Source organism: Streptomyces macrolidinus, from assembly GCF_023887685.1.
Taxonomy (GTDB): domain Bacteria; phylum Actinomycetota; class Actinomycetes; order Streptomycetales; family Streptomycetaceae; genus Streptomyces; species Streptomyces macrolidinus.
In genome coordinates, this window is the sequence record NZ_JAMWMR010000006.1 from 313953 (window position 1) to 331817 (window position 17865).

The window sequence follows — 17865 nt, forward strand, 5'->3', positions numbered from 1 at the left end:
GGCTACGCCGTGCTCTCCGGTGGGGGCGACGAGCGGGGCCTCAGATGGGCCATGAGCGTCGTCAGGTGTGTCCAGGCGTCGGGGTCGGTGCCGTCGCCGAAGGGGTAGTGCAGGGCGGGGTCGGCCGCGGTGCCGAGCTGCCGGGGCCTGATCGCCACCGGGGGCCTGCGGGCATGGGCCAGGCCGATGGTCCGCACGTCCCGGGCGCCGAGTGTGAAGGCGACCGGGACCGGTGGTGCGCTGAGGTGCGGGCGCAGTGTGAGGTCGGCCGGGGCCGGCGTCAGGGTGGTCAGCATCGTCGTCAGGCCCTGTGTGTCGACGAGCGTGGCCGCCAGTGACTCGATCGCGTCCAACGGGATGTGCCGTGCTGTGTCCCAGGGTGAGCGTGACATCCTCGGCGACGCCGGACGTGGTGCGGGTGGTGCGGTGGGTGGCGATGGCCGGGTGGGCGGCGGTGCCGACGACGACGGTCTGGGTGGGAGCGGGGGCGCGACGGCGCGCCAGGTCGGTCAACTGGCGTGCTGACCAAGGGAGGTTGGCCGGTTCGGCGGTTCCCCAGCCGAGGGGCGGCTCCCCGGTGAGAGAGCGCCAGGCCGTCTCCAGGGCCCTGCCGAGGACGAGGTCCGCGTCGGGGGTGTGGACCGTGCGGAAGGCCACCGTGAGCCGCCGCTCGTCGGTGGGAGCCGCACCGGCCTTGAACGCGTCCGCGACCATGCCGTCCCCGGTGACGGTGAACGTGCCGTTGAGCCAAGCAAGTTCAGCGCCCGAGAGGCCGTCGTAGTAGCCGCCCCGCGGGGCCTGGACCACCCAGCGGTGGGGAGCGCCCCCGAGCGCGGCGCGCAGCGGCAGCGTCAGGCGTACGTGGGACGGTGTCACGAGGTGCAGGGCGCGACCGGAGGCCGTCACCAGGCGCAGGACGTCGGACAGCCAGGCCGTCAGGCCGAGGACCGGGCGGTCGGCGAGGACGACGGCCGTGGAGTCGGTGAGGACGTCGACGGCCGGGAGCGCGCCGTCCGGCAGTGGTGTCGCGGTCACCTCGTCGGAGGGCTCGGGGGTCTCCACGACCCCGGTGCCGCCGGAGCCGTGCGGCCAGACCGTGCCGCCGAGCAGCATCGTCAGCCGTCCGCACACCGACGCGGCCAGCGGCTCCGCCTCGGGTACGGCGCTGGAGGCGCGGACCTCGGTCCACCAGAACGGCGGCTTCGGCGCCGCGACTTGGGCGCCCAGAAGGCGTTCGGCCTCACCCGGTGTATGGACCAGCAGCGGCGCCTCGACGGACACCAGCGGGCGGCCCGCGGCCGTGCACAGATGGACGACCGCGCTGTCGTGGGTGGTGGTCAGCGTGAGACCGGGACCGCCCGCGTACAGGGCCGCGAGCAGCGTCGACGTGTCGGGTGCCGTCGGGGTGAGGGCGATGAGGTCCTGTGTCATACCGGCGTCTCCGTGGGCTCGCCTTCGGGCGCGAGTGCGGTCTGGATCAACTGGTGGCGGCGTCCGCGCCGGACGAGGGTGCCGCGGCCGGGCGGCAGGGTGGAGGCGTACAGGCCGGGGAAGAGCTGGCCCTCGCTGCGGTCGCCGGTCATCAGCAGTGCCGTCGCCCCGGTCTCGCGCAGCGCGGTGAGGAACGGCTCGTACAGGGCGCGCGAGGCGCCCGCGACACGGCGGGTGACGACGAAGTGCAGACCGATGTCCTGGGCCGAGGAGATGTACGGCAGGAACGGCGCCAGGGGCTGCTGCCCGGCGGCCGTGAGGATGTCGTAGTCGTCGACGAGGATCACGATGCGCGGTCCCGTGAAGGAGGGTTCGTCGGTGAGCGCGTCGGGGTCGGCCGTCTCCGGGAGACGCTTCTCCAACTCGCCGGCGATGCCGGTGGCGAGGGCGTTCGCGAGCCGCGCGTTGTGGGCGTAGCCGCCGCGGTACGGCTCGGGGATGACGCCGCGCAGGCCGCGGCGCGGGTCGAACACCCCGAAGACCAGCTCGTCTTCGCGGTGGCGGTCGATGAGGGAGCGGGAGACGAGGTGGAGCAGATTGGTCTTGCCGCATTCGTTGTCGCCGAGGACCAGGAGATGCTGGTCGGCGCCGAACAGGTCGAGCGCGGCGGGGGAGAGGGTGTCCTGGTCGACGCCGATCGGGACGGCGTGTGGCTCGGCGGCCACGGACGGCAGACGCTGCGCGGGCAACTTCGCGGGCAACATCCGCACCGGTGCGGCGAGTTCGCCGTGCCAGGTGGCCCGCAGCGTGGCCGCCGCCTCTTCCAGCGCCGGACCGACGCCCTCCGCGGTGGCGTGCGCGTCGATGCGGGGAAGGGCCACATGCGCGAACAGCTTGTGGTCGGTCAACGCCCGGCCCGGTGTGTCCTTCGACAGCGTCTCGGAGAGCTTGCGGTCGATGGAGGAGTCGGCGGGGTCGTTGAGGCGCAGCTCGATACGGCTGCCGAACAGCGACTGCGTGGCGATGCGGACGTCGTTCCAGCGGAGCATGCCGGCCACGATGCGGATGCCGTAGCCGCTGCCGCGCTTGAGGAGATCGCTCACGGCGTCGTCGAGGTGGGCGAACTCGTCGCGCAGCGCGCCGAATCCGTCGATGAGCAACACGACGTCCGTGGAGCCCAGTCGGGCGAGTTCACCCTTGGCGCGCAGCGCGCGGAGCTGGTCGAGCGAGTCGATGCCGTACTCGCGGAAGATCTCCTCGCGTTCGGCGAGCATGGCGCTGACCTCGGCGACGGTGCGGCTTGCGCGTTCGTGGTCGGCGCGGCCGGCGATGCCGCCGACGTGCGGCAGACTCGCCAGTGCGGACAAGCCGCCACCGGCCAGATCCAGACCGTAGAGCGCGACGTCGCGGGGGGTGTGGGTGAGCGCGAGGGACAGGGCCAGCGTGCGCAGCAGGGTCGTCTTGCCGGCTTGCGGACCGCCGATGACGGCCGTGTGCCCGCCCGCCATGTCGAGGTTGTGCACCCAGGGGCCCTGCCACTGCTTCGCCGGGTCGTCCAGGATGCCGAGCGGCACCCGCAACGGGCCGTCCCCGCAGGCGAGTCGAAGCCCGTCCACGGACGCCCGGACCGGGCCCGCCGCCGCGTCCAGCGTCAGCACCTCGGGCAGGGGCGGCAGCCAGATGCGGCGCACCGGATCGGCGGCGCCCACGAGTTGACCCACCGCCGTGGAGAGGGGCGTGGGCCCGGACTCGAACTCGCGCGCCGCCGGGGCCATTTCGTCCGTCGTGGCGGCCTGTGACGCGGCGGGCGCGTTGAACGCCGGATACGTCCAGGCGCGCGGGCCGTCCTCGGGACGGTCCTCGACGCTCGGCCCGCGATGGGCGCCGGAGACGAAGCCCGCCTTGAACCGGGTGTACGTGGAGGTGTCGACCTTGAGATAGCCGAAGCCCGGCAGCGGCGGCAGATGGAAGGCGTCCGTGGTCTCCAGGACCGTGCGCGACTCGTCCGCGGAGAAGGTGCGCAGCCCCAGCCGGTAGGACAGATAGGTCTCCAGACCCTTGAGCTTGCCGCCCTCGATGCGCTGGCTGGACAGCAGCAGATGGACGCCGATGGAGCGGCCGATCCGTCCGATGGACAGGAACAGATCGATGAACTCCGGCTTGGCGGTGAGCAGTTCACCGAACTCGTCGATGACCACGAACAGATGCGGCAGGGGTTCGAGGTCCGGGCGCTCACCGGCCCGCAGCGCGCGGTAGTGCCCGATGTCGGCGACGTTGCCCGCGTCCTTCAGTACTTGCTGGCGGCGCTTGATCTCGCCCGCGAGGGAGGTGTGGACGCGTTCGACCAGGCCCGCCTGATTCTCCAGGTTGGTGATGACACCGGCCACGTGCGGCAGACCCGCGAACGGGGCGAAGGTGGCACCGCCCTTGTAGTCGACGAGCACCATCGCCAGATCCTCCGGCGCGTGCGTGGCCACCAGGGCGAGCACGAGGGTGCGCAGCAGCTCGCTCTTGCCGGAACCGGTGGCGCCCACGCACAACCCGTGCGGGCCCATGCCGAGTTCGGAGGACTCCTTCAGGTCGAGAAGGACCGGCTGGTGGCGGTCGTCCACGCCGATGGGGACGCGCAGGAAGTCCCGCTCGCCGCGCGGCGCCCACAGCCGCTCGAGGTCCAGGGCACCCATGTCGTCGATGCCGAGCAGTTGCGGGAAGCCGACCGGCCCGGACACGGGCGTACCCTCGGCGGCCGACTCGGCGGACAGCCGCAGCGGGGCCAGCGTCCGCGCGAGCCCCTCGGCGGCGGAGACCGGCGCGTCGTCCGCGACACCCCGGGTTCGCGACGTGGTCTGTTGCCGCAGGTCCTCCACCGTGATCCGGTCGTCGTCGACCGTGATCCGGACCGTGACGTGATCGGGTTCGTGGATCTGCTCGGCCAGCAGGTACAGGACCGTGACGCCCATGGCCTCCAGGGCGACGGCGGAGTCCGGCCGCGGGAGTTCCGCGGCGACCTCCCCGTACTCGTCGCTGACCACGACCAGCCGGTCGGCCAGATCCAGCGCCTTCCGGTCGGACAGGCCACGCCGCACCTCGGCCGCGTACGACGCACGGCGCTTCAGGTCGGGGCCGATCACCTCGGCGAGCTGGCGCAGATCAGGAGCGATACGCCGCGCGGCCACCGGGCCGTCCTCGCTCTGCGGACCGAGGACGTGCGGAAGCCACTTGGCCCACTCCCACGCGTCGATCCGCTCTCCGGGCACGGCGAGCGCGAGCGCCACGTCGTCCGGCGCGTGCAACACGGCGGTCTGCATCAACAGGGCGCGGGCCACGCGCAGGACGCCCTCGCGGTCTCCTACGACACTGACATGGCCCACGCGGTCCAGCGGCACCGTCAGCGGATGGTCCGGTGTGACGGCATAGCGGGCCTGCAGCGCGCGGGCCTCGTTCAACATGAACGGATCGGGAGGCGTCATCACACCGCCGCCCGTGTTCGGTCCGATGGTCAACTCCCGTACGGGGACGTCCCCGACGCCGACGCGCACCTGGAGGAAGTCGGTGTCCGTGCGCCGCCGTTCCCACAACCGGGCCGGATCGCGCAGCACGTCGTACAACGCGCCGGGGGCCGGATGCAGCACCTGGGCCGCCCCGCGCTGTTCGCGCTCGGCGGCGCTCAACTCGGCGCGCTGCTCTTCCAGATACTCCAGGTAGCGCTCGCGCTGGACGCGCCGCTGCCGCTGTGCCTTGCCGCGCTGCGACAGGAACAGCGCGACCGCGCCGAGCAGCGCGATGACCAGGACGACGGCGCCGAGCCCCGCGAACTGGCTGGAGCGGATCACGGTCATCATGACGACCGAACTCGCGACGCCCGCCATGGGCAGCAGGGCGGTGGCGGCGCTGCCCGTCTTCCCCTCGGGCAGGTTCGGCGGGGCCTCGATGACGCGCTCCCCGGCGGGTGGCAGGGGACGGGTGGAGCGGGCCGGGCGGTGGACGAGGTGCTGGGTCACCGGACGCGTACCGCCCGCGTCATGGCCTCGGCGGCCAGCTCGGTGGCGGCCCTGCGGGTGCTCTCGCCGAGCAGGCCGGTACGGATCGGGCCGCCACCGGACAGGTGCCGGTCGTACGGCAGATGGACGACGCTCACTCCGGTCTCGCGCAGATGGGCCATGGCCGCCTTCAGCTCCAAGGTCGGGTCGTTGCTGGTCGTGTTGAGCGCCACGACGGTGGACGTGAGCGCGGCGTGCGGCAACTGCCCCAGCCAATCCAGCACGATCCGGGTGCCGTTCACGCCCTCGGCTGTCAACGGGGCCACGACCACGCGGGCATGCGCGGTGTCCATGGCCGTGCGCGCCACCTCACCGGGCAGCGTCTCGCAGTCCACCACCGTCACGGCGAAGTAGCGGCGCAGGGCCAGTGTGACGGTGCGGTACGTGGGGATGTCCAGTGGGGCGGACAGCCGCCCCTGACTGGCGGGCAGCAGCCATCCGCCGTCCGTCAACGGCATCAAGTAGCCGGTGACGTCGGTGAGTTGCATCGAGGGGGTCAGGATCTGGGCGAGATCGCCGCAGGACCAGCGCACCGACTCCGCGCCCAGCCGCACCGGCAGGGTGCCCAGCGCGGAGTCCGCCTCCAGAGCGAGGACGGGGTCGTGCCGGTAGTGGTTGAGGGTGCGCGCCAGCAGGGATGCCGTGGTCGTCTTGCCCACGCCGCCGCGGATGGACGTCACCGCGATCACCCGGCCCGTCGTCACCGGCTGCTGCAACAACGCCGCGAGCCGGGACTCCTCGGCGACCTCCCGCGCCGCCGACGAGGTCAGCTTGCGCAGACTGCGGCCGGTGCGCCGGGCCACCGAGTCACCGTGCTGCGGCGATCCCAACGCCAAGGCCAGGCGCGGATCGAGCGTGGGCACGGGCTCGGGCGTCCGGATCGGCAGCGCGGCCTCACGGGGAGGGCGGACGGCCGGGGTGGAGGAGTGGGAGGAAGACGGTGACGGTGACGGGCGTGGGGACGGTGCGGGTTGCGGGGACGACGAGGGTTGTGCGGGTTGTGCGGGTTGTGGGGACGGTGCGACCTGCGGGGAAGGTGCGGGCCGCGCCCCCTCGGTCGAGGGTTGCCCGGAGCCCTGGTTCGCCTGCGCGGTCGGGGAGTTGACCACGGATTGCGCGGTGTCCCGGGCCTGTGCGCGAGGGTCCTGGGACGCGGAACGCGGACGCGGGCGCCCCGGATGCGGGCGCTCCTCGTCCGGCCGACGCACCGGCAGCGACTGCCGTGCGGCAGCGGACGCGTCCTGCCGGGCAAGCGCGTCGAGATCGCGCAGGACATCGTCCTGCCAGCGGCCGGAGCCCGTCATCACCATCACCTCATGCGAAGGTGCCGAGCAGCCGCCCGTACACCCCGAACACCCCGAGCACCAGCGGGAACAGGGCGATCACACCCACCGACTCCATGACATCCCCGAGCTTGCGCAGCCGTACCCGCACATGCTCCGGGGGATCGACCGTCAGCACGCCCAACGCCATCACGGCCAGCGCCGTGAGTACGGCGAGCGGCCCCGCCGGTCCCTGCCGTTCCGCCCACAACCAGGCCAGCCGCACCGCCACCGTACCGGCGGACGCGAACAGGACGACCACCTGCGCCACCAGCGGATAGGCGCGGGCCCGAAGCGCCAGGACGAGCGCGGCCCCCGCCGAGAGGCCCACGGTCCACGGGGTCACCGTACGCACCGTGAACAGCGCGGCCACGGCCCCCGAGGAGGCCGTCACCACCGTCGCCAAGGCCAGCCCCCGGTGGGTGGCGGCCAGTGCCGACGCCACCTGGAACCGGCTCACCGAGGCTCCCGTTGCGCGCCGGTCGTCGAGGCCGGACAGTCCGGACGCCATCAGTGCGAGCCGCGGCAGCACGCCCAGCGCGACGGCGCAGATCACCACCAGGATCGCCCCCGCACGCGCGGAGCCCGCCGGATCCGCGCCGCCCGACTGGAACGCGAGCGCGGCCTCCCAGCAGCCCACGGCACCCGCCAGCGCACCCGCGCCGACGAGAGCGCCCCGCCCGAACGGCGAACACCAGCCCAGCAACGCCAGAGCGACGACCACGACCGAACCCGCAGCCGCCAGCCGCACGGTGCCCGCCCAACCGTGCGCCTGTGCCAAGGACTCCGTGCCCAGCACACCCAGCGCCGCACCGGCGACGATCAACGCGGCGGCAGGCCCGCTGCGCGACACCCGTCCGAGCAGCGCACCGGCTCCCGCGAGCACCACGGTGACGGCCAGCAGCGCGATCCCGGCGGTCTCGGCGGTGTAGCCCGCGCGCGCCATGAGCCCCGCGGCCGACGCCCAGACCACGACCGCGCCCGCCGCCACGATGCGTCGAGCCCGTGCGTCCCAACGCCAGGCACGTACGTCCAGATCACCGGCCGCCTCGTCACTCACGTCATGGACGACGGGAGCCGACGGGGCGTCCTCCACCCGTACGAGCCGCAGCACCGCGCCGTCGGCCACGCCCGCGGACTGCAGCGTGGCGTCCGGCTCCAGGGCGCTGCCGTCGGCCGTCACCAGATGACGGGCCTGCGGCCTGTCGTCGACCTGGTCGTCCAACAGCCGCATCACGTCGGGCAGAAGCAGACCGATGGGCTCCTGCGAGGGCAGAACCAGGTCCACCCGCCGCCGCTCACCGACCAAGGTGACACGGCTGAGTGCGGTACGGCTCACAGTCCCCGGGGAAGTCACGCGTTCGAACCTATCACCGGGCGGAATCCGCAGGTTCCGGCGATACGGAAGCCGGAACGGAGGCGGGAACCGAGGCCGGAACGGAGGTCGGCGCGGCCGGACTTGAGGGGAACACGGAGGTCCCGTACGGACTCTTCCCGATGATCCGGTGGGAGACGAAGGACCACCCCACGCACCCGGCACACAGCACAGCAGCGATCACCACCCCGGCGAACGCCTTCCCCAACCGCTCGTCCACCGAGCGCCGTTGACGCTGCGCACCGAACAACACGGCATCGCGCAGCCGCCGACGGCGCACCGCGACCGACTCGAGGAGCTGGCTGTCGTAGTCCTGAGCTGACATAGATCAATTCCATAGGGCGTTGGTTGCAGGCGCGTCGGCCTGGAGGACATGTTGGCCGGTATCACGTGGCGAACTGGCCGATCCACCAGCGCTCCAGAAGACACTTCGGAAGGTACTCGGACTCGACCTCGACCGGGATGCCCGCGTCGAAGGCCATACAGGCCATGGCCAGCGGCCCGAGCGCCACCAGCCCCTCACCACTCCTGGACCGGGCTTCGTTGCCGGTCCAGTATTCACGGTGCCAGGTGAGCGCCTTCTCCAGGGCGGTGTTGAACGGTTCCGGGTCTTGCCGCTGATACCGGTGGAAGACCTCAAGCGGCGGGTAGAGGATGTTCAGCATGAGCTCGGCACTCGCGATGTGAGGTACCGCCGGGTCCGTTCCGTCGATGGCGGTCACGAGCGTGTCCCACATCTCCGGGCGCCCGAGCCAGGCGTTCTGCAACGTCTCCACCCAGGCGTAGAGGTACTCGTCGAACTCCATCCCCGAGGCGCGGAGGAACGAGACGGGGATACGGGCCAGTTGGTCGAGCCGCTCGTTCTCCCGGCAGATCACGGCGAGATAGTACGAGGTGAGCCAGTTCCCCGCGTGCAGGTAGTCCTTCGGACCGGTCGCGGGGAGGTGCTTGATCTGTCCGTGGCTGCCGATCCGGCACGGGACGGGGCCTTCGGGGGCCACTCCTGAGATGAACAGCCCCGATCCGACCTGCATTGCGGTGACCCACGTCTCCCAGGTCGCGAACTCCTCAACGGGGGGATCCGTCAGGCAAGCCCATTTGGCCACGGCCAGTGAGCAGTCCAGAGCATCGTAACGATCGAATTCAGAGGTTTCGAGTTCTGACAGTGCCTCCTCCGCGGTCTGGACGATCGGCGCCATGGCTTCGTCCATGTCGTCAACGGGGAAGTCGTGGCGGGGGATCCGGGTGACCACGTGTCCTGCTCCGTTCGCCTGGCTCGGGGAGGCAGGCCGGTGCGTCGTGGAGCTGAGTCCTGGGCTGCCGTCAACTGGACGACGCCTCAAGGCCGTCAGTGGTTCCAGGACATCACAGGACACCGCGTCGAGTGGAACTGCCGGGCGGACAACGAGTGCAGCTCCGCGGTGGCCGAGCGGCTGGGCGGTCGATGGTGACGGTGGCCCCAGAGCCTCCCGGATTCCGGCGAAGGGCCGGGGTCGCCCCCCGGCCCTTCGCCTCACCCGGTGGGTGCGGTCTGGGTCAGCTCACCGTGAGGTTGGAGTTGCCGCTGCTCTGGTAGCCCTCCGTCAAGAGGATCATGTAGTTGAAGGCGCCCATGTTCATGCCGTGACCGGCCCACGCGTCGAAGTGGTTGCCCGACGTGATGGTTCCTCCCACGCGCTTGGACTGACGCACGCTCCAGTACTGGTCGAACGTCGCGGGCCCGATGATGGAGGGGGCGTTGACCCGCCTCGTCTGGTAGATGTCGTACGTGCCGCCGTCGCTGCTGACGGCACCCTTGTACGTCCCCGTGGGCCGGTAGGTGCCCCAGCTCTCGATGACGTAGTACTCCACGAGCGGGTTGAGGGTCCACCCGTAGAGCGCCAGATAGCCGTTGCCCGACGGGTTGAAGCTGCCGGAGTAGTTCACGTTCCGGCGGCTGCCGGTGCTCCAGCCTTTGCCGCAGGTGAAGTTCCCGCAGTTGGTCCACGAGGTGCTGTAGTTGCCGCCGTTCCCCAGGGTCATGGAGACCGAACCGCCACCGTCGGTCCAGAACGAGTAGAAGTACCCGTTGTTGGTGCCCGTCTGGTTGGTGGTGATGGTCGTGGCGGCCTGGGCGGTCCCCGGCAGCAGCAGCCCGGAGGCCGCCAGCGCGAGCGCACCGGTACCGGCGCCGGCGAGGAGTCTCCTGCGACTGATCGACGGGGTGGGGTGCTTGTCCTCCATGTGCATGCTTCCTCCTCGGAAGGCTCGTGGAGAACCCGGGGCCGCGTGCTGCGGCCTCGGGAGCGCGGTTCGGTCCGGCGTCGTGTCAGCGAGGACCGAAGTCTGGTCAGTGGGGACTGAGTTCGGTCAGTGAGGGCCGAGGCCCGGTCGAAGGGGGCGGTGGGTTCAGCGCAGGCGACGGCTCTCGGGCGGGCCGAGGTAACTGGGCCTGAGGCCACCGGTGTCCACGACGAGGTTCTGCAGGACGACGGTGGGATCCACCATCCAGAACTTCAGCACGTGGATGCCGGACTTCGTGATCCGGTGCGTGGTCGTGGTGACGTTGACGTTGTCGGAGGTGTTCCGCTGCCACTGCATGTTCATCGTGCCGTCGTCGGAGCCGGTGAGCGTGGTGATGTTCACCGACTGCGGTCGGTCGTCGTCGAAGGAGACCGCGTAGGTGAGTCCGTCGCTCGCCAGGACGTTGTTCCGGGGTGACAGATACGCCGACACCTTGACCGGTCCGGTCGTGAAGAGCGTGACGGTGTACTCGAGGCGGGGGCCGTCGCCTCCCGGGGTCTGCCGGGGCGCGGTGACCGGGAAGGGCTCCATGCCCGCTCCGGTCCTGCCGATACCGGCAATGCGCCGCCAGGAGACGGTACTTGTGCCATGGGCCTTGCTGTAGTGGGCGGCCTCGATGGAGACATGGCCGTCCGCCTCGACGAATCCGCGCAGACCCCGCGAGGGCACGTCCGGGTTGTCCACCGGGACCTTGACGGTCACCCGCTGGCCGCCGGGCCCGGTGACGGTGAGGGGCACCGTGGTCCTGCCCTTGGGCGCGCGGGACCAGTCCGCCCGGACGGTGACCCGTACCTGGCTGTCGACGCGCCCCCTCGTCGCGTCGACGGACAGCCACGGGACCCCGGTCCGGACCTGGTAGTCGAAGGGCGCCGTACCCCGGTTGAAAATCTCGATGTACGGGGCCGGTCCACTGGCGTACGGGCTGAGCGCGGGCAGGGTGCATTCGGCCGTGGCGCCGGGCCACGCCTGGTCGCTGCCGTCGACGGCGACGCCCATCCGGGTTGCCGAGGACGGGGTGATCCGCTTGACCGCGGGGAAGACGACATCGGGGAGGGCCACGTTGTCGATCTCCGGCTGCTGCCAGGGAGCGTTCGGGCCGTACCGTTCCACATCGCCGTAGTCGATGTGCGGCTGGGTCTGGAACCCCTTCCATTTCCCGTCCGCCACACCGTTGTCGAAGCGGTCGGCCAGGGCCTGGTCGTGACGGAAGTACGACTCCGTGGCCGAGGCGAGGGAGTTGGTGGCGGCCCGGCCCTGGTCGGCGTAGAGGAGGTTGGTGAACTGCGCCTGGCGCAGGGCGTAGAGGTTGGCGGTCGCCTTGACCGGATAGAGGACGAGCTCGTAGTAGGCGTCCCGCTTGTTCCGCGGCAGGGCGCCGTTGATGCGCTCGGCCGCGGTGGACAGCTCCTGCCATTCCCGCGTGACGCGTTCCATCTCCCGGTAGTTGGTGATGCTGAACGGCGTCGCCTGATCGTCGTAGACGACGGCGGAGGGGTCCGTGGGCAGATCCTTGGCCGGGTCCACGGTGATCTTCCGGTTGAGCAACTCGGGCTTGCGGCGGGCCTGTAGACGTCCGTAGGTGTCCAGGACCGCGGCGATGGCGGTGGCCTGCCCGGAGCCGAAGTTCTGCCGCGCGTAGCGGTACAGCCACTCGGGGAGGTGCTCGGCCGCCCAACGGCCGGGGTTCCACGCGTAGTCGAGGAAGAACTGCGTGGGCAGCTCGTTGCTCTTCAGATCACCGGAGTTGACCACCCACAGGCGCCGGATGCCGTAGGTGTAGGCCTGGTCGAGCTGGTCCCAGACGTTGGCCAGGTTGGCAGTGTCGACCCACTTGTAGTTGCGTCCCGCGCCGACGTAGTCGAAGTGGTAGTACAGGCCGTAACCCCCGCTGTGCGGCGGCAGGGACGGGCTCGGGACCAGGCGCAGATTGCCCCAGTTGTCGTCGTTGAAGACCACCGTCACGTCGTCGGGCGCCCGCAGGCCCTGCTCCCAGTAGCGCTGGACCTCCTTGTAGAGCGTCCACACCTGCGGAGTCTCCTGCGCCGGTCTGCCGGTGATGTCGGCGATGATCTCGCGCTGCGTGGAGACGATGCTCCGCATCAGGTCGATGCCGTCGCCGTCCGGGAGCGCGGTGTCGCCGTTGCCGCGCATGCCGAGCGTCACCACGCCCTCGAAGCCCTCGGTCACCTTGCGGCGGATGCCCTCCGCCCAATACGCCTTGATGGCCTCGGCGTTGTGCCGAAAGCTCCACTCGCCCGTGCCGCCGTAGGGATCGTGGCCCGGAGTGACGACGGTGCCCTGGCTGTCGCGCACGGCGGGTACGGCGTGCCGGTTCCACTCCTCGATACCGCGCATCATGGGTGCCTCGTGGGAGGTGCCCATGACGATGCCGTACGCCGTCGCGGTGGCGTGGTTCTTCGGATCGTCCTCGGCGAAGGCGCGCCCCCACACCGCGGGCCAGAGGTAGTTGGCCTTCAGTCGCAGCATCAGCTCGAAGACCTTGGCGTAGAAGGCGTGGTTGAAGCCGCCCGGGTAGCCCTCGGCGAGACCGGGGCCGAAGTAGTCCGGTGCCCAGGTGCCCAGCGCGGGGTTCTCGTCGTTGATGAAGAAGCCGCGGTACTTGACGGCGGGTGTGCCCTGGGTGTGGCGGCCGGGCAGGACATGGAGCAGGTCCTGGTGGCTCGGGGTGGCGTCGGCCCACCAGTACCACGGTGAGACACCGATGCCCCGGCTGACGTCGTAGACACCGTAGATGGTGCCGCGTTGGTCGCTGCCCGCGATCACGAAGGCGCGGTCGATTCCGGGCAGCGGATGGTCCACCACCTGCTCCAGTGAGGTCTCCCACCGGCCGGCGATCCCGGTCACGTCCAGCTTGCCCGCGGCCACCAGGGCGTCGATCAGCGGGCTCTTGCCGAGGGTGCCGACGAGGACGACTTCGCGGGGGCCGGTCGGGATGGTGTCGTGGGAGAGGCCGGGCGCGATGCCCGTGACCCGCTGGAGGTCGTCCCGCAGATCGCCGACCGCGCGGACGACGCCCGGGTGGTCGGCGGCGCTGACCACGAGGGGGGTGGCCGTGCCGTGCTCGACGAGCGGGAAGGTGCCGGGGCCGCGCGAGGTGGTGATGTACGCCCCGGGGTCGGTGGGCCGCGCCGGTCCGTCGGCCGCGCCCGCCCAGGCGGGGCTCGACGCGCCCAGTACGGAGGCGACCGGTGCGGCCAGGGCGGTGAGCCCGGCGCCCAGGGTCAGCGCCGTCCGCCTGCTCATACCGCGGCCGTCGTCGGCCGCCGATGTGTCGGCGGCGTCGGGCGGTGGGGTGGTGGGTCTGTGCCGCGCGGAATCCATGCCGTCCTCCATGAGACCGGGAAGCCCTTTCGACTGCCGACCGCCGAGGGCCGGTCGCGGGTTCGCCGTGCGTGGGTGCTCCGTGCTCCGGCAGGAGCGGCTGCGGCGGCTGCCGGAAGGTCTCGATGCGGGGAAGGCCTGCGAGGACGGTCCGCGCAACGGGGTGGAGCGTCCAACGGGGTGGAGCGTCGAGGAGCATCGAAAGGGGCCGATAGGTCTTCCGGAAAGTTTCCGGAAGTTGTCGCGAAACGTTAGGGTCGGGCCGACCGCCCGTCAACCCCTGTGGCATCAACTGCCGTACGCGGGCGCGGGGTTGGTCGGACGAGACGCGAGGGACGGCGTCGCGGCGCACGGCCTCGGCGATCGGCGATTGCCTATGCTGAGGGAGCGCAGGCGAGGAGGCAGGGATGACAGCACAGGGCGCGGGCCGCGTCACGATCGCGGACATCGCCCGGGAGGCGGGTGTGTCTCTGCCGACGGTCTCCCGGGTGCTCAACGGGCGCGCCGATGTGTCCCCTTCGACCCGCCGGCGGGTCGAGGAACTGCTGGCCCACCACGGCTACCGGCGTCGTGGCGCCCAGGCCGGCAGCCGGGCGGAACTGATCGACCTGGTCTTCAACGACCTCGACAGCCCCTGGGCCGTGGAGATCCTGCGCGGTGTCGAGGACGTCGCGCATGCCGCCGGTCTGGGCACGGTGGTCTCCGCGGTGCACCATCGCAGTACGTCGGCCCAGCAGTGGCTGGTCAACCTGAGAGCGCGGGCCTCCGACGGCGTCATCCTGGTGACCTCGGACCTGGCCCCCGAGCTGTACCCCGAGTTGAGCCGCCTGGGCGTGCCCACCGTCATCATCGACCCGGCGGGCGTACCCACCTTCGGCATACCGACGATCGGCGCCATGAACTGGGCCGGAGGCCGCAGCGCCGTCGAGCATCTGCTCTCACTCGGGCACCGCCGCATAGGCATCATCACCGGTCCGCCGACGCTGCTGTGCAGCCGGGCCCGCCTGGACGGGTACCGGGCGGCGCTGGAGTCGGCCGGTGTCGAGATCGACGACCGGCTCGTCCGGCAGGGGGACTTCTCCCACGAGGCCGGGTTCGGCTCCGGCGCCGAGCTGATCGGCCTCGCCGACCCACCGACCGCGATCTTCGCGTCCAGCGACCAGATGGCGCTCGGCGTCTACGAGGCCGCCCGCCAGCACGACCTGCGCATCCCGGACGACCTCAGCGTGGTCGGCTTCGACGATCTGCCCCAGGTCCAGTGGTCCCCGCCGCCGCTGACGACGGTCCGTCAGCCCCTGGACGAGATGGGTCAGGTCGCGGCTCGTACGCTGCTGCGGCTGATCCAGGGCGAGACCCTGGAGAGCCCGCACGTCGAGCTGGCCACCCGACTGGTCGTCCGCAGTAGCACCGGCCCCCTGCACCGGTGATCCCCGGACATGGAGGTCGTTGTCACAAGCCTTATAGCGGTGCTCGGCACGCTGCTGGGCTCAGCCCTGACCCATCTGTCGCAGCGGCGCACCGTGCTGCGGGCCGAGCGGTTCACGCGCAGCGAGCGGCTGCGGCAGGAACGCATAGACGCCTACTGTGCGTACGGGGGTGCACTGGCGAACTATCGGCGCGGTCAGATGGACTACTGGTTCGCCATGCACGATGGCCGCGTCCTTGAAGGGGAGTCGATTCATCAACTACGCCGGGAGACCAAGAGGTTGAGGGCCACCGCCATGGAGGCGATGTTTCGCGCCGAATTGCTGACGCACTCAGCGGAGATGGGTGAGCTGGGGCGGCAGGCCCTCAAGGCGGTTGACCGGATTCCCGGTGCGCAGTCGCGGAACGAGTTGAGTCAAGTCCGGGAAGCGTCACGCTCCTTGATCTACGAGTTCATCGGGGCGTCGCGGCGCCATATTCCAGGGCTGAACGAACGCGAGTAGTCCCTTCATTCGCGCGCCGTGTCTGCGGCGCGGTGCGTCAGCGTCGGAAGAGCCTCCAGAAGGCGTCGGCTGTTTCTGGTGCGGAGGTCGGAGCATCCTGGGTGATCCAGTTGGCGATCACGCCGATCAGGGCGCCGGCCAGATAGGCGGCATGCACCTCGTCCGGCACGTCGCCGAAACCGGCGGGACGGCGTCCTTCGCGGAAGGCGGCGGCGAGTTCGGCGGTCAGACGTTCCCGCAGGCGCGCGGTGAACAGGGCACATCCCTGGGCGCCCAGCATGCGCTGATACAGGGCCGCGTTGTCGCAGAAGTGCTGGAACAGGGAGTTCAACGGTTCGGGTACGTCGTTCCCCGGCGCGTCGAGAGGGCACAGGGTCGCCGCACGGGTCACATGCGCCACCGCTTCTTCCATGGCATCCGTCACGAGCGCGTTCACGTCGGGGAAGTGCTGGTAGACGGTGGCCCGGTTCACGCCGGCGTGCTTGGCGACTTCGGACATCGTGATCGCGGTGGTGTCCTTGATCGCGGCGAGTTCCAGGATCGCCGTCCGCAGCCGAGCCCGACTGCGCTGGGCACGAGGATCGTCCAGGTTCATACCCCGCACACTAATCGCCATCTGTCGCTTTGCTAATCAACAGGTGTCGGTTAGTGTGCGGGTCATGCGAATCGAGATCTGGGCAGACGTGGTCTGCGCGTGGGCGTACATCGGCAAGCGGCGTCTGGAGAAGGCGCTGGCCGACCTGGCGCCGACGGACGCCGGGGCCGAGGTGGTCTGGCGTCCGTTCAGGATCGACCCGACCACGCCGGACCAGGCGGTCCCGCTTGAGGAGGCGCGGCGCGACCCGCTGGTGGACGCCGCGTTGCGGCAGTGCGCGCCGGGCCTGTCCCCGGACGAGAACCAGGTTCGGGTCTCCAGGATCGCCGCGGACGAAGGGCTGGGTCGGCGGTGGGGGGCTGCCTGGCGGGCCAGTAGCCATGATGCCCATCGCCTCCTCTTCCTGGCCCGGGAACATGACGGCGCCGCGTTGCAGAACGAGGTGGCCGAGCAGGTGCTGAAGGCGCACTTCGTCGACGGCGACGACATCAGCGACCGCCGCTGCCTCAAGGTCGTCGCCCTGCGCTCCGGGTTCGCCGAGGGGGCTGAGCTGCTGGACACCGATGCGGGCGACCGGGAGGTGCGAGAGCTTCTGCTGATCGGCAAGGCGCGAGGCATCGCGACATCGCCGACGATCGTGGTCGGTGACCGCGCGCTGGCGGGCGCCCAGCCGCCGGAGGCGATCGCGGCCTTCCTCGCCCGGGCCGAGCCGGGGCGCGAGATGCCGCAGGAGGTCCGCCGGTTGCGCTGGGCCGAGTCCCTGCTGGACCAGCGCGATCCCCTCGGCGCCCTCACCCTGCTGAAGCCCTTGCTCCGCGCGCACCCGGACGACCTCAACGTCCGTCGCGCCGCGGCCCGCGGCTACTTCCACTCGGCCCAACTGTCCCGTGCCCTGGATGTGTTGGAGCCGCTGGTCGACGACGTGCCGGACGACTCCTATGCGCGCCTCCTGCTCGGCCGCACGCTCCAGCGCCTGGGGCGGGCGAAGCAGGCTGCTCCGCATCTGAAGGTGGCCGCCGCCATGACGCCCGAGTTCGCCTGACCGGCCGTCCCCGGTGACCGGTTAGGGTCGTGATCCACCGAGTTGGAGAGGTAGCCGCATGACCACCGAGATCGTGATCGCACAGACGACTGTCGACGACGAGGACCAGGCGAAGGCGCTCGCGCGAGGCGCGGTCGAGAACCGGTTGGCGGCGTGCGCTCACATCGACGCGCCCCTCACGGCGGTCTACCGGTGGCAGGGCGCGATCGAGACCGCGCGGGAATGGCGCGTCTCGTACAAGACCACCACGGACCGGCTCCCGGCCCTCGCGGCCTGGGCGACGGAGAAGCACCCGTACGACGTGCCGGAGTGGATCACGCTCCCCGTGACTGGGGGTTCCGAGGCGTATCTGTCCTGGGTCGCCGAGGAGACGACGGTCTCCTAGCGTCGGGACTCGCGGTCACGGTGCCGCTGGGCGGCCGGTGGTCTCGACGGCGATCCGGTGCGCGAGTCGGCCGAGCGGCTGCCCGTCCGGACGGTCGTCCTGCTCGAAGGACCGAGCGATGT

Annotated in this window: 13 protein-coding genes and 2 pseudogenes; 6 read left to right on the forward strand and 9 right to left on the reverse strand. The window is 70.9% G+C overall.

Annotation, left to right across the window (positions count from 1 at the left end):
* Positions 1–2: 2 nt before the first annotated feature.
* The 6 genes and pseudogenes from NGF19_RS10455 to NGF19_RS10480 form a co-directional block, all read right to left on the reverse strand.
* Positions 3–1431 (reverse strand): annotated as a pseudogene (locus NGF19_RS10455) (DUF6177 family protein).
* A complete protein-coding gene (eccCa, locus tag NGF19_RS10460; RefSeq protein ID WP_252424301.1) occupies positions 1428–5432 on the reverse strand; it encodes a type VII secretion protein EccCa in 4005 nt (1334 codons plus the stop codon). Before eccCa ends, NGF19_RS10455 begins: the two are co-directional and overlap by 4 nt.
* Positions 5429–6334, reverse strand: a complete 906-nt coding sequence (locus tag NGF19_RS10465) for a nucleotide-binding protein (RefSeq protein ID WP_308288469.1) — start codon at positions 6332–6334, stop codon at positions 5429–5431. Before NGF19_RS10465 ends, eccCa begins: the two co-directional genes overlap by 4 nt.
* A 451-nt stretch (positions 6335–6785) precedes the next feature.
* Positions 6786–8150, reverse strand: a complete 1365-nt coding sequence (gene eccD / locus NGF19_RS10470) for a type VII secretion integral membrane protein EccD (RefSeq protein ID WP_252424305.1) — start codon at positions 8148–8150, stop codon at positions 6786–6788.
* Positions 8151–8163: 13 nt separating this feature from the next.
* Positions 8164–8493: a hypothetical protein gene (locus NGF19_RS10475; RefSeq protein ID WP_252424307.1), complete on the reverse strand. Its 330-nt coding sequence runs from the start codon at positions 8491–8493 to the stop codon at positions 8164–8166.
* Between the two features lie 61 nt (positions 8494–8554).
* Positions 8555–9421, reverse strand: a complete 867-nt coding sequence (locus NGF19_RS10480) for an immunity 49 family protein (protein ID WP_252424309.1) — start codon at positions 9419–9421, stop codon at positions 8555–8557.
* Positions 9422–9460: 39 nt separating this feature from the next.
* Between NGF19_RS10480 and NGF19_RS10485 the strand changes: the two genes are divergently transcribed.
* Positions 9461–9619, forward strand: coding sequence for a hypothetical protein (locus NGF19_RS10485; protein WP_252424310.1), 159 nt, complete (start codon positions 9461–9463; stop codon positions 9617–9619).
* A gap of 85 nt (positions 9620–9704) precedes the next feature.
* On the opposite strand, the gene xynA is transcribed toward NGF19_RS10485, so the two are convergent.
* Complete coding sequence (gene xynA, locus NGF19_RS10490; protein ID WP_372505640.1) at positions 9705–10391, reverse strand: endo-1,4-beta-xylanase XynA; 687 nt, start codon at positions 10389–10391, stop codon at positions 9705–9707.
* A gap of 165 nt (positions 10392–10556) precedes the next feature.
* Complete coding sequence (locus tag NGF19_RS10495) at positions 10557–13793, reverse strand: glycosyl hydrolase 115 family protein (protein WP_252424312.1); 3237 nt, start codon at positions 13791–13793, stop codon at positions 10557–10559.
* A 407-nt stretch (positions 13794–14200) separates the two neighbouring features.
* On the opposite strand from NGF19_RS10495, the gene NGF19_RS10500 reads away from it, so the two are divergent.
* Positions 14201–15220, forward strand: a complete 1020-nt coding sequence (locus NGF19_RS10500) for a LacI family DNA-binding transcriptional regulator (protein ID WP_252424313.1) — start codon at positions 14201–14203, stop codon at positions 15218–15220.
* Between the two features lie 39 nt (positions 15221–15259).
* Positions 15260–15721, forward strand: a complete 462-nt coding sequence (gene kilB, locus NGF19_RS10505) for a plasmid transfer protein KilB (protein ID WP_252424314.1) — start codon at positions 15260–15262, stop codon at positions 15719–15721.
* A 37-nt stretch (positions 15722–15758) separates the two neighbouring features.
* Here the strand turns inward: kilB and NGF19_RS10510 are convergent, their stop codons facing one another.
* Complete coding sequence (locus NGF19_RS10510) at positions 15759–16316, reverse strand: TetR/AcrR family transcriptional regulator (protein ID WP_252424315.1); 558 nt, start codon at positions 16314–16316, stop codon at positions 15759–15761.
* Between the two features lie 64 nt (positions 16317–16380).
* Here NGF19_RS10510 and NGF19_RS10515 point away from each other — a divergent pair, with 64 nt between their 5' ends.
* From NGF19_RS10515 to NGF19_RS10525, 3 genes and pseudogenes are all read left to right on the forward strand, one after another.
* A complete protein-coding gene (locus tag NGF19_RS10515) occupies positions 16381–17358 on the forward strand; it encodes a DsbA family protein (protein ID WP_252424316.1) in 978 nt (325 codons plus the stop codon).
* Between the two features lie 58 nt (positions 17359–17416).
* Positions 17417–17743 (forward strand): divalent-cation tolerance protein CutA, encoded by a 327-nt coding sequence (gene cutA / locus NGF19_RS10520; protein WP_252424317.1) that lies wholly within the window; start codon positions 17417–17419, stop codon positions 17741–17743.
* Positions 17744–17800: 57 nt separating this feature from the next.
* Positions 17801–17865: pseudogene (locus tag NGF19_RS10525) on the forward strand (ATP-dependent endonuclease); the annotation flags it as partial.

Excerpts from the sequence above, each read along its gene's own strand:
- cutA (WP_252424317.1), top strand. The coding sequence starts at position 17,417 with ATGACCACCGAGATCGTGATCGCACAGACGACTGTCGACGACGAGGAC.
- NGF19_RS10475 (WP_252424307.1), bottom strand. The coding sequence starts at position 8,493 with ATGTCAGCTCAGGACTACGACAGCCAGCTCCTCGAGTCGGTCGCGGTG.
- NGF19_RS10500 (WP_252424313.1), top strand. The coding sequence starts at position 14,201 with ATGACAGCACAGGGCGCGGGCCGCGTCACGATCGCGGACATCGCCCGG.
- NGF19_RS10515 (WP_252424316.1), top strand. The coding sequence starts at position 16,381 with ATGCGAATCGAGATCTGGGCAGACGTGGTCTGCGCGTGGGCGTACATC.
- NGF19_RS10495 (WP_252424312.1), bottom strand. The coding sequence starts at position 13,793 with ATGGATTCCGCGCGGCACAGACCCACCACCCCACCGCCCGACGCCGCC.
- xynA (WP_372505640.1), bottom strand. The coding sequence starts at position 10,391 with ATGGAGGACAAGCACCCCACCCCGTCGATCAGTCGCAGGAGACTCCTC.
- NGF19_RS10510 (WP_252424315.1), bottom strand. The coding sequence starts at position 16,316 with ATGAACCTGGACGATCCTCGTGCCCAGCGCAGTCGGGCTCGGCTGCGG.